Source organism: Alteromonas sp. KUL42 (assembly GCF_006538325.1).
Classification (GTDB): domain Bacteria; phylum Pseudomonadota; class Gammaproteobacteria; order Enterobacterales; family Alteromonadaceae; genus Alteromonas.
The window spans coordinates 104,385-116,577 of the sequence record NZ_BJKK01000014.1 but is presented as its reverse complement, the minus strand read 5'-3'; the positions used below and the strand labels follow the sequence as shown (position 1 = coordinate 116,577).

Sequence of the window (12,193 nt, the reverse complement as noted above, 5' to 3'; positions counted from 1 at the left end):
TTTTTTATGTTGAGTTACTTAATTTTTTCAATTGGTACCGGCTGCCATAACTTCTGTGAGCGAGGGGCATCGCGGACGTTATAGCGAAGGCCACAACGAGTGCCATAGTGAGGATCATATAAAAGACTGTCGTAACTTTTAGCAGACAATAGACCTATGAATACTATTACTACTACGTTGTTACTTGACACTTGAAGTGGTTGTTGCACCAATCCAAACTAGCAGACACAAAAAAGGCCGCAATCGCGGCCTTTCACATCATTACAACGCGTTAGAACGTATATCTCGCTCCCAGGGTGTAGCGAGGACCATATTGACGTGCAAATAAGAATTGCTCTTCAAAACGGCCGTAACCACGCTCAGTTTCGTCGTTAATGTTAACCCCTTCTAAGAACACGGTTAGGTGTTCATTTACATCGTAGTTAATGCTGGCATCAACTTGACCGAAGGTATCGAATTGCGTGGCGGGGTTGTCTGAAGACCCCTGTGCTTGACCAATACCCACTACGTAGTCAGAGCGCCATGCGTAAGTTACTTTTACTGACAATCCGTCTTTCTCGTAGAACACTTGGAAGTTGGCAGAATCACTGATACCTACTAATGGATCTTGCTCTTCTAAGTTGTACGGGTCATATTCCACATCGCCGTCAACGAATGTTGCGTTAGCGCCAAAACCAAAACCGGTATCACCAAAGGTGTGCTGAACAGCAAGTTCAATACCTTCAACCGTTTTCGCGTCACTTGAGTTACCCGGCTGAGTTACACGCCAAGTGATAAGTGGGTCATCTGAATTTGGTGATACCACACCGCCTTCATCAGCATAGCCGTTTTCTACAAAGTAATTGTAGATAGCACTGTCGGTGGCTTGTTCTCCAGCTGCTTGAAGTGCACTCACCGCTTCATTCCAACGCGGACCTTGATAGATGTCATGTAAACCTTCGAACTGTCTATCTTGGCCAGTTGTTGTAATGTAGTTTTCTACTGACTTTCTAAATAGGCCAACTGACGCGTAACTTGCTTCGTCATAGTACCACTCTAGTGACAAATCTAAGTTGGTTGATTCAAACGGTAATAAACTTGTATTACCCGCTGAAGCTGTACGCGCGCCAATTTTCGGGCTACCGCTAAACGCAAGCGCGCCTTGAAGTAAACCAATAGGTGCACGGGTAATTGATTTACCCCACGAGAAGCGAGCTACAACATCTTCTGTAACGTCTACTTTTATGTCGAACATTGGAAGTAAGACATCGTATTCACCGGTAAAGTCTTGTACCTGAAGGCCGGGTTCAAATTGCGTGATCCACTCAGATGCGGCTACCCAGTTCACTTGCTGAGGAACGCGTACTTCCGCAGAGCTCGGTACTTCTGTTTCTTCATAACGCACACCAGCGTTAATCTGAACGAAGTAGTCACCTACTTCAAAGTCCCATTCGGTTTGAACGTAGATAGAGTCAGTTGTCTCTTCAACGTTACTTACAGATGGCGCACCTGTGAAATAAGGGTCAATTGAATAGGCATTACTTTCACCAACAACATCAGCAGTGATAAAGGCTAATTGACGGGCAATGGCTTCGTCAAAGTTGTAGGTGTAGTAATAACCTGGGTTCATGGAAGCGCCGCCACCGTCGAAGGCATCAAGGAAGCCTGCGGTGCTGTTGCGCACAAACATGCTGTCGGGGAATATTTGGGTGAATGACGGGCTGAAACCTGGGCCACCACGTAGTCCACTCCATGCTTGGAAGCCTGACAAGGCTTGCTCTGTACGGGCAATACCAAAATCAATTTTCACTAGTGGTATATCAAACGCAGAGTTGTACCATGTGCCGTCTAGTTGTAATTGTTCTATGTCTGAACGGCCTGGTGAATAGATAAACTGACTGAAGTTTGAATCTATCTCGCTAGGGAGAATCTCGTTGGTACCATTATTCCAGTTAACAAATACTTGTGGTATTTCGCCTTGGCGGAAATCGTACACTTTTGATTCAAGTTGGTTTGAACCAAGAATAACCTGACCAGAGCTTCCAAGCCCTTTGTCATGCCCATTGTCTATTTTATTGTAAGAGTCATGATAGTCTAACGAAAAGTGCCAGTCATCAGATACAACCCAATCAAGGTTCACACCTAAAGAGCGGGCATCAACACGTGTTGTTTCTCTGCTGGCAGTAAATGAACCATCATCACCACTGATATCAGCATAAACTGCAGTACCGTTTTCATCTAGCTCATAGGCATTGATGTTGGCACCAAAGTTATTCCAGATACCCCAACCTACTGTATTTACGCCGGTTGTTGCTTGTGAGAATGTGTAATCAACCGTCGCCGTGAAGTTATCAACTGGACGGAACTGGAACGTTGCTTGTGCATTCGAACGTTCTCTTTGCACATCCGTAATGCTGTAGTTCATGTCTTTAGGGAAAAACGCAGCATTGGTGATGTTTGTGCGGTTATCTACCACATTTGCCGAATCTAGCTCAGGTAAAGCACTGTTTTCTTGTAACTGCCAACCTTGAATGCTCGCAGCTTGTTGCTGGAAGTCGCGTTCCTGATGTGAAAACGAAACACCGAAGCCAAACATGTCATCTGCAAATGTATTGCTATATACACCTGCTATTTCTGGCGTTACATCGTCACCTTCTTCATTAGAAGAGTCATAAATGCCTTTAACTGAAATAGTGGCATTTTGACCCGGTTGTGATAACGGCTTCATGGTAATAATGTTTACCGTAGCACCTAATCCGCCACTGGGGTTTTCTGCACGTGCCGTTTTGTGTAGCTCTAGTGTGTTTACACCTTCTGACGACAAATTTGCCAAGTTAAATGAGCGGGTGAAGCCGGTGCCTGGCATTTGACGACCATTTAAGGTGATCAAGTTGAACTCTGGACCGAAACCACGAACGGTAATTTCGCTACCTTCGCCGTTTGAACGGCTGATAGTTACACCAGTAATACGCTGCAATGCTTCTGCAAGGTTGGTGTCGGGGAACTTACCCAATTCTTCCGCCGATATTGCGTCTACAACACCATTTGAGCCGCGTTTTAAATCCATTGAACGCATCATACTGCCACGAATACCACTTACTTGAATGACTTCAATATTGTCATCTGCGGCTTCTGCACTTTCATTTTCTTGCGCGAATGTGGGTACTGCTAACGTTGAACCCATCAACAAAGCCATTGATGTGGCAAGCTGGGTCTTTTTAAAAGTTGAGTGTTTCATAATTGCCCTACTAATTCTTATCAATTTAACGCTGCCGTTGCTTACATTAAGCAACGGCGGTTGCTTTGTTACTGCGCTGTAATTTCAACATTGTCGATACGGTACACCGCACCTTCACCCGATCCCCATGCAGGGAACATCATGATGACGTTGATAGCACTGATATCTAATCCAGCGTCAAATAATGTCTGAAGAGGGAACGTGTAGGTTTGCCACTCGCCTTGTGCAGGGTCTGCGCCTTCAACGCTTGCAGACATTGGCAACTCAACGGCCGTTGATGCGCCAATTGATTCAATTTTGAACAGCCACGGTGCTGATGCATCATTTGGCATCGCACTTACTTTCATTTCGAAGCGAACCACACCGTTAGTTAATAGTGCTGAAGCGTCATAAGAATGCCCTTCATCAGCAAGGAAGCCCATCACAGTTGGTGTGCCGCCAATGCGGAATTCGGCTACTGTACCATGCTCAGAATCGTCAGCTTCTTCAGTAGGAGTGGAACCACCACAGCAATCCCAGATAGACCATTGCTCAGCTGCTGTGTCAGCAAAAAGTGTGATGCCTCCAGCTGGTGCTGTGCCGCTGTCAGGGTGATAGAATTTAACGTTATCTAGACGGTAAACCGCACCTTCACCGGTCCCCCATGCTGGGAACACCATGATTACATCAATGGCACTAACATCTAGTCCGCGCGCTTGTAAATCTGAGAATGGGAAGGTGTAGGTCTGCCATTCACCTTCAACTGGAGCTTGCCCTTCCACGCTTTCTGTCAATGGTAGTTCGACAGCGGTAGATGCGTCGTTTGATTCCACTTTGAATAGCCATGTTGCGTCTGCATTGTTAGGTGCATTTACAACACGCATATCAAATTGAAGTAATCCACCATCAGTTAATGCAGTGGCATCAAATGGCGTGTTACCACCACCAGAAGCTGGACGTGTAATAAAGCCCATCACTGTTGGGTCAGCACCAATACGGAATTCTGCAGTTAGGCCATGTTCTTCGTTATCCATTTCTTCAGTTGGCGTTGAACCACCACAGCAATCCCACATTGGCCAATCTGGATTTTGACCATCTTCAAAGATCACTAGCTCAGGGTAAGTCACACCGCCTTCTTGAGAAATTTCAACGTTAGTCATGCGATAAGTAGCACCGCTACCTGTATCCCATGCTGGGAATACCATGATAACGTCGATAGCACTGGTATCTAAACCAGCAGCGGCAAGTGTACTAAGAGGAAACTCATACGACTCCCACACACCTTGCTCTGGTGTAGCACCTGCAACATCAGCAGGGCCCACGTAGCCATCCATTAACGGTAGTTCAGCGGCGGTAGAACCTTCACTGCTTTCAATTTTGAAAAGCCAGTTTGTGGTTGCATTGTTCGGTAAAGAAACCACTTTTAAGTCAAACTTAACGCTGCCAGTTTCTTCCATTGGCGATGCGTCAAACGGTGAAGCTTCACCTTCAGGGTCGGTAATAAAAGCACTGCGGCTTATAAAGCCCATTACTGTTGGTGCATCACCAATTGAGAACTCGTAAACTTGCCCTTCATCAGAGTCGTCTACTAGCGCCGGTGTTGTGCCGCCGCAGCAATCCCATGCGGGCCAGTTAGGGTTAGGCGTACCATCAAAAATGGTAAGATTTTGTGCAACACCAGTTGATGGTGGAGATGGAATTGGAGCAGCCCCTTCTACCAGTGCGTCTTCTAGTGAATCATAGCCAGGACGTACAGTTTCACAGCCTTTGCCTGTATCAGGGTCAGAAGCACATTCGTACACACGAACATAGTCAATTTCATAGGTTTGACCTTCGGCAAATGCTTCAGCGTCGATACCTGTTTCGTTTACATTGGCTGGCCAATCACCACCTACAGCAAAGTTAAGGATTAGATAGAACTCTTGGTCGAATGGGGCATTGTCCCAATGAGTAACTAATTCACCAGAACCTTGCTCAAAATACTCTGTATACCAACCGCGATGTGAAAGTCCGGTCGCGTCACCGTTGGCATTATAGCGAACTTGAGAGCGCCGCTGCGTTGCATACAAATAGTCGTCCATGTACCAACGAATTTCACCTTCTTGCCACTCAATAGCATAAGTGTGAAAATCATCTGCTGGGTTTGCACCACTGGGCAATGAATATCCTTTGCCTGAACTGTCGTTATTTGGCCATTCTTGACCATAATGCAGCGTACCATGGATATGATTTTCTGGCGTTCCCTCGATTGTAGACGCTTTTAAGTTAACTGCTTCCATGATATCGATTTCACCAGAACGAGGCCAGCCACCATAAACTTCGTCTGTTGGCATCATCCAAAATGCTGGCCAGCTACCTTGACCAAACGGCAATTTGGCACGCATTTCAATACGGCCGTATTTGAAATCGGCCTTGTAGCGCGTGTTTAAACGAGCTGACGTATAAGGTTTTTGTGCACCTTCTTCTGCAGGAAGCGCTACAATTTTTAGACTGCCATCTGAAACAAACGAGTTGTCTGCACTGTCGGTATAGCACTGTGCTTCATTATTGCCACCGCCGTCACAGTTTACTTCATGTGTCCAATTGTCATCATCGATGCTGGAACCTTCAAACTCGTCACTCCATACAAGTGTCCAATCTGAAACGGGTTCAGCGGGGTCAACGACATTGACATTGGTTGAGGTTGTAGCCCCACCACCGCAGCCAAATAGGGTTGTGACTGATAGCGCGGCTGCAATCCGCGTAAGTTGAGATGCTCTTTTAGTCATTTTTTTCAGCCCTGATCCAAAGAAATTAGGTTGTTATGTTGCGGCAATGGCCACGTAAAAAGCGTAATTGTAAGCGCTTACAATTTTACTCAAATAAAAATGGCTGTTTTGAAAGCGCTTACATTACATTAAGCTACTGACAACTAAAGATCAATACTGTTCTCAAAAAATTAACATTTGGTGTGGGTGGGGGATTTTGCTTGTCTTCTCTATTGGCCTTTAATTTAAAGGCTTTCATGGGGTTTTATGTCAATTTTATAAATTTTACTTTTAATGTATTCACTCTATGTTTACAAAGTGTTCGGTGTCGTGTTAACGAATGTCACAACAATTGTGTGCTATTGGCAGTGCACTTAGAGGTATGATTGCGTGTATGCTAGTGAAAACATCTTATAACTGACTTTATATGCATCATCATCACGATCACTCTCATCCACATCTACATGAAAATGACGGTGAAGATTCGAAAAGGATAGGGTGGGCATTTTGGCTCAATTTCATCTTCACCATTATAGAATTTATTGGTGGATGGCTTACTAATAGTGTGGCCATCATGGCTGATGCTGTGCATGATTTAGGTGACTCTTTGTCTATTGGTTTAGCTTGGTACCTAAGCAAAATGGGCAACAAAGCTGCAACTGAAAAGTACTCTTACGGCTTTAAACGACTCAGTTTAATGGGCGCGATGATCAATGGTGTCATCTTAGTTATTGGGTCCATTTGGGTACTCTCTGAAGCTATACCGCGTCTAGCTAATCCAGAAATGCCAGTGACAGAAGGGATGATCGGGCTAGCGATTTTAGGTATTTTAGTTAACGGCTTTGCTGCCTACAAACTACATGGAGGACACTCCATGAATGAGAAAGTGCTCAATTGGCATTTGATTGAGGATACCATGGGATGGGCTGCTGTGCTCATTGTTGCCATTGTATTGCATTTTGTCGAGTGGCCAATACTCGACCCGATTCTATCTATTGGTTTTACCTTATTTATTTTGGTGAATGTTGTTAAGTATGTCATTCAGACAATGGCTCTGTTTCTTCAAGGTGTTCCAAATACAGAAACTCGTGAAGCGATTAGCAAATCATTGCTTTCGATTGAACATGTAGAGGAAATCCATCACGTTCATTTTTGGTCACTTGATGGTGAGCAGCATGTGTTAACCGCGCACGTCGTTATTGATTGCAGTATTGACAATACCAAGCTGCGCTCGCTCAAAGCGCAAGTGCATCGGGCACTTGAACCTTTCGAGCTTGTTCACACCACAATTGAGTTTGAACTTCCCGGTGAGCCCTGTCGAGACGACAGTGATCACCTGCATATGCATGCTCATGATAATAAGCACATTGATTTATAAACCAAAAAATCGCCGGCGCATGTCGTGCGGTATACCTAAATACGGTTCACAGAGAGAGGTTTTGAAAAATCAGTGTTGCGCCACTTGTGGCAAGTATAGAAAGGGCAATAGTTCGCACTAAATGTGGCTTTACTCTCACCGCAATTAGCCTACCAATGCGAGTAAAAAGGAGAATGACAGGTATTGCGATTAGTGCTGAAATGAGCACACCTTTTGAAGGTAGCGTGCCGAAAGGCACAATACATAAGCGTACAAGAGCGGTTATGCTAAAGACTGCAAGCAGTGTAATGCGTATCTCGTTAATAGGCCAATTTTGCCTGTAACACTGAAATACGACAGGTGGGCCAAATGTAGAAAAGAGCCCTCCGAGAAGCCCTCCTAGCGCTCCCGCAATAGCAAAACCTGAATCGCGACCTGATGCAGATATTTTATTGCGTTTTATCAGAAGTAAGATGCAGCAAGTTAATATAACACAGCCAAGTAACACGTTTAGAAACGCTGTCATGCTGACGGACAAATATTCAAGCAGTGTATATCCGACAGCAATAAAGGGTACTCCGCAAGCCAAAATTATAACGAAAGCTCGCTTGTTTATATGTATTGTATTTCTCATCACCAAAGAAGCTGAGTTAAACAAACTCAAAACGCTTACCAGAAAGGTTGTAGCTGTTAGGGGCATAATTTCAAACAAGGTGAAACTAGACACTACCATTAGGCCAAAGCCGAATCCGCTCAGTGTTTGAAGCAGAGTTGCAAGGCTGAGAAGTGCGAACATGGCTATGAGTGTTTCTAATGGCATAGCGCGTAATTCCTGTGAAGCTATTCTAGCAATAAATAATTGTTGGCCTTATTCATCTGGTAGAAAGCGCGTAGTATTAGCGACAATTACGGTGTCGGAACAATAAACAAAATGAACAATTTAGCGGTAAAGTGCAAAACCATATGGCCCGGATTAGGAATTGCTACAATAACGGGAATGGCTGCCCTTTTTCTAAGTGAGCATTATAACGCACCTGCAATGTTATTCGCACTTTTATTAGGAATGGCTGTTTCATTTCTCTATCAAAATAATACCCAATGTAAATGCGGTATCGATTTCGCGTCAAACTCGATATTAAGAGTGGGTGTGGTTTTACTCGGACTGAGGATTGCTCTTGGCGATTTGGCTGTGTTGGGTTGGAAAACCGCGCTAATGCTTGCGGTAGCAATATTTACCACCATTTTATTCGGGGTAATATTGGCGAAGGTGCTGGGGTTACAAAAGCGATTGGGAGCGTTGAGTGGTGGCGCAGTTGCCATTTGTGGTGCATCAGCTGCACTCGCCATATCGGCTATTCTTCCCAAAGGGGAAAACCACGAGCGCGATACCTTACTGACTGTGGTTGGAGTAACGGCTATGTCGACAATTGCTATGGTAACTTACCCCATTATTGTGGGGCAATTGGACATGAGCGATACGCACGCTGGCGTATTTTTAGGTGGTACAATTCACGACGTTGCCCAAGTAGTCGGTGCGGGTTATTCGGTATCAGAAAGTGCAGGGGATGTAGCAACACTGACAAAGCTTGTACGTGTTGCTATGTTAATGCCAGTGGTTGTTATTTTGGTTGCCTTGATTAGGCGAGGTCATCGCGCGAATTTGCGAGCTGGTAGTGGGAATATACCTAAAGTACCTGTGTTTTTAATTGGGTTTGTCTTCCTGATGCTACTAAATAGTTTTGTAGCTTTGCCTACAGTTGTTACCGACTCTGGAACACAAATTTCTCGCTTTTTTCTCGTTATTTCCATTACTGCAATTGGTATGAAGTCGAATTTAGCTCAGCTAGCAGAGGTGGGAATACTACCCATTGTTATGATTGTGCTTGAAACAGTGTGGATAGCATTATTGATTCTGGGTTACTTATTCGTTATTTAACTGATTATTAAACGTAATAGCGTCAGAAGTAGCGACTATGTAAAAACTTGATAACTCAATGGTGATATGTTGATTCTTATCACAAATTTTACATCAGTTTTTTTCACCTTTGCCGATAATCTTGTAATAACACTACTTCAGGCTAATGGTTAACGGCTTAATCTTTCTGTTATTCTGACATGTAAACTAAGATTTCATCAACTAATGGTAATGACATATGTTTGTTTCTCGCAGTAAATTCGAAGATAAGGAAGCGCAAGTCCGTCAATTGGAAGGGCGATTGCAAGAGGCGATGGATAAAGTTGAAGCACTTGAAGCTGAAAACATCGAGCTTGCTTCATCGATTGAAGCAGCCAACCAAGTAAGTTCACAAAGTGATTCGGTGTTGTTGAAGTGTGTAATCGACTCATTATCGCAGATGGAAGGTATTCGAGAAACCGTATTAGCTACCTACCAACGTATTGATGCGGAAAATGAATCCATATCTGATATCAATCAAATATTTAATAATTCAGCCGCTACGTTGCAAAAAATACTCAGTGATATGAGTGGGCTCAGTGTGCAAATGAGCAGCATGAGTGAACGCATCTCTGGGTTATCAACAACAGCTGATAACATCAATAAATTTGTGACAACCATTACCAGTATCTCCGACCAAACTAATTTGCTTGCACTTAATGCTGCTATTGAAGCAGCACGAGCGGGAGATGCTGGACGCGGTTTTAGTGTGGTTGCTGATGAAGTTCGTGCGCTTGCAACAGAGACAAATAAGTCTGCGACGGAAGTTTCTGAACTGGTTAATGGTATTATTCAATCTACGTCAAAAGCAGTTTCTGGTGTAAATGAACTAAGAAGTAATAACGAGCAGCTTGAAGCGGGCATTAACGACCTCAATGGTAGCTACGAAACCATGGTTGAACACTGTGGGAGTATGAAACAAACAATAAGCTCTGGCGCACTAAGTACATTTATTCAGACTGTTAAGCTAGACCACGTAGTTTGGAAAGCGGATGTTTATGCCGTATTGTGTGGATATAGCCATAAATCTATTTCTGAGTTTGCCGATCACGCAAGCTGCCGTTTAGGGCGCTGGTATAGTGAAAATGCCAGTAAACCAATAGGGCAATCTTCAGGATACAGAGAAATTGAAGCGCCTCACGCGGCAGTACACAAAAATGGTATTGCCGCAATGCAGGCGAAACAAAATGGGAATGAACAAGAAGCGGATGCTAAGCTTATTGCTATGGAGCAGGCCAGCGAGCGTGTTATGGCTTTACTCGACAGGCTAATTGGCTAGGGCAAGCAAGAGCCGCGTGCAAAGCGGCACCGATATAAAGGGGGCATCTAGGTGAAGGAGTTAACTCAAAACACCGAGCAAGAAAAACTCTCTTCACTAGAAGCCCGCGTGAACTCGCTAGAGCGACAACTTAAACGCCAAAAAATAGCGCGCAAGAACGCAGAGTCATTTCTCGAGTCTTATTCTCGCGATGCCTACCTTTCCAATCAAGCGCTGCGCAAAGCACTAAATGCTTCAAAACGTCGCGAACGAGAATTGCTCTTTCTCAATCAGGCGGCATCCCAACTTACCAATCTCCAACCAGGACAAAGCGCTATCTTAAGTGCACTTGAAGCTGCCATAGACTTCAGTGGTGCAAGTTGCGGCAAGGTCTTTATCAAAAGGGAAAATGATTTTTTGGTCGGTGATGACGATGAAGTACTAACACCAGATAACAAGTGGACACACTCACCTGAGTTAGCCAAATTACTAAAAGAGATATTGCCCACAAGCATTGACGAGCCTTATGCACATTGGTGTGTAACTTCGGTTGATAGACCCGACACACAAAAAGAAGCGCGTGTACTGCACTTTATGCACGAAATGCCTAACAGCGAGTATGCTTGGTTGGTGTTATTGACACCCGATGACACTCTTGATGAAGAGACTCTTTATGTACTTGATACGACTAAGTATTACCTAAACTTTAACTCACGCTATCAAAGCAAGAAGAGTAAGCTAAACGACAAACAGGTTGAATTAAGCAGTATTAAAAAAGATAAAGATGCCCTGGAGGAAAAGCTAAAAAACGCAGATAAAATGGCGATGTTAGGACAACTTGCCGCAGGTATTGCCCATGAGATAAATAACCCAATTAGTTATGTTCTCAGTAATACTGAAGTTGCTAAAGAAATCTTTGATGATTACCAAAACGCTATTAGTGAAATTGGCAAATTGTGTAATGAAGCGGGTGGCACTTTAAAAGAAAAGTTTCACGAATGTGAAAGAGGCTATTCCTTAAAAGAGAGTGCGAACGAGATTACGGAGATGTTTGTGGAGTCGCTAGAAGGCATTAAGCGTATCGTCGATATTATCAAAGCACTGCGCAGCTTCTCTTATTCCGGCTCAAATAAAAGTGTGGAGGTTGATGTTGTCGAAGCGATGAATTCGGCCATTAAACTTACCAGTACCCTCCATCGTTACAAAAATAAAGTCATTTTAGAAGCTACCGACAATAATATTTGCTTTAGTGGGAATGCTGGGCAAATACAGCAGGTGTTGGTTAATTTGCTCACAAATGCGATTCATGCAACGCCAGAAGGAAAATGTATTTATATTCGCGTTAGCAAAAATGAAGAGCATGTCGTAATTGTCATAGAAGACGAAGGAGTTGGTATGCCAAAAGACGTTTTGGACAAAATTTTCACGCCGTTTTTTACGACTAAGCCCCCAGGTGAAGGGACAGGACTTGGTATGTCAATATCGATGACTATCATAGAAGAACATGGTGGCACTATCGACATTAGTAGTAATCCAGGTAAAGGAACCTGTGTGACCGTGTTTTTTCCTTTAGCCTAAAGTATACTAGGAGCTATTTAACTAACTGATAAGTATTACCGTTTCGCGAATTGTCGTTTTAACTAGACGTGGCGGTTTTTTGTTCTAGTCTTAAGTGAGAAAA

Annotated in this window: 7 protein-coding genes; 4 read left to right on the top strand and 3 right to left on the bottom strand. The window is 43.9% G+C overall.

From position 1 onward, the window contains the following. Positions 1–271: 271 nt before the first annotated feature. Together EYR97_RS16940 and EYR97_RS16935 are read right to left on the bottom strand one after the other, a co-directional pair. The gene (locus EYR97_RS16940) at positions 272–3,217 is read right to left on the bottom strand and encodes a TonB-dependent receptor (RefSeq protein ID WP_131094841.1); all 2,946 of its coding nucleotides are present in this window, start codon (positions 3,215–3,217) and stop codon (positions 272–274) included. 68 nt (positions 3,218–3,285) lie between these two features. Then, positions 3,286–5,964: a glycoside hydrolase family 16 protein gene (locus EYR97_RS16935; protein WP_131094840.1), complete on the bottom strand. Its 2,679-nt coding sequence runs from the start codon at positions 5,962–5,964 to the stop codon at positions 3,286–3,288. A gap of 406 nt (positions 5,965–6,370) precedes the next feature. Here EYR97_RS16935 and EYR97_RS16930 point away from each other — a divergent pair, with 406 nt between their 5' ends. Further along, positions 6,371–7,321, top strand: a complete 951-nt coding sequence (locus EYR97_RS16930) for a cation diffusion facilitator family transporter (protein WP_131094839.1) — start codon at positions 6,371–6,373, stop codon at positions 7,319–7,321. Between the two features lie 46 nt (positions 7,322–7,367). Here EYR97_RS16930 and EYR97_RS16925 read toward each other — a convergent pair whose 3' ends face one another. Then, positions 7,368–8,120 (bottom strand): sulfite exporter TauE/SafE family protein, encoded by a 753-nt coding sequence (locus EYR97_RS16925; protein WP_131094838.1) that lies wholly within the window; start codon positions 8,118–8,120, stop codon positions 7,368–7,370. A 111-nt stretch (positions 8,121–8,231) separates the two neighbouring features. Between EYR97_RS16925 and EYR97_RS16920 the strand changes: the two genes are divergently transcribed. The 3 genes from EYR97_RS16920 (at position 8,232) to EYR97_RS16910 (ending at position 12,090) form a co-directional block, all read left to right on the top strand. Next, positions 8,232–9,236 carry a YeiH family protein gene (locus EYR97_RS16920; protein ID WP_131094837.1) on the top strand — a complete coding sequence of 335 codons (1,005 nt, stop codon included), beginning with the start codon at positions 8,232–8,234 and terminating at the stop codon, positions 9,234–9,236. A 217-nt stretch (positions 9,237–9,453) separates the two neighbouring features. Next, the gene (locus EYR97_RS16915; RefSeq protein WP_131094836.1) at positions 9,454–10,533 is read left to right on the top strand and encodes a methyl-accepting chemotaxis protein; all 1,080 of its coding nucleotides are present in this window, start codon (positions 9,454–9,456) and stop codon (positions 10,531–10,533) included. Between the two features lie 51 nt (positions 10,534–10,584). Further along, a complete protein-coding gene (locus EYR97_RS16910) occupies positions 10,585–12,090 on the top strand; it encodes a sensor histidine kinase (RefSeq protein WP_131094835.1) in 1,506 nt (501 codons plus the stop codon). The last annotated feature ends 103 nt before the right edge of the window (positions 12,091–12,193 follow it).

Coding starts and splice junctions, on each gene's coding strand:
- EYR97_RS16940 (WP_131094841.1), bottom strand. CDS start 3,217: ATGAAACACTCAACTTTTAAAAAGACCCAGCTTGCCACATCAATGGCT.
- EYR97_RS16935 (WP_131094840.1), bottom strand. CDS start 5,964: ATGACTAAAAGAGCATCTCAACTTACGCGGATTGCAGCCGCGCTATCA.
- EYR97_RS16930 (WP_131094839.1), top strand. CDS start 6,371: ATGCATCATCATCACGATCACTCTCATCCACATCTACATGAAAATGAC.
- EYR97_RS16925 (WP_131094838.1), bottom strand. CDS start 8,120: ATGCCATTAGAAACACTCATAGCCATGTTCGCACTTCTCAGCCTTGCA.
- EYR97_RS16920 (WP_131094837.1), top strand. CDS start 8,232: ATGAACAATTTAGCGGTAAAGTGCAAAACCATATGGCCCGGATTAGGA.
- EYR97_RS16915 (WP_131094836.1), top strand. CDS start 9,454: ATGTTTGTTTCTCGCAGTAAATTCGAAGATAAGGAAGCGCAAGTCCGT.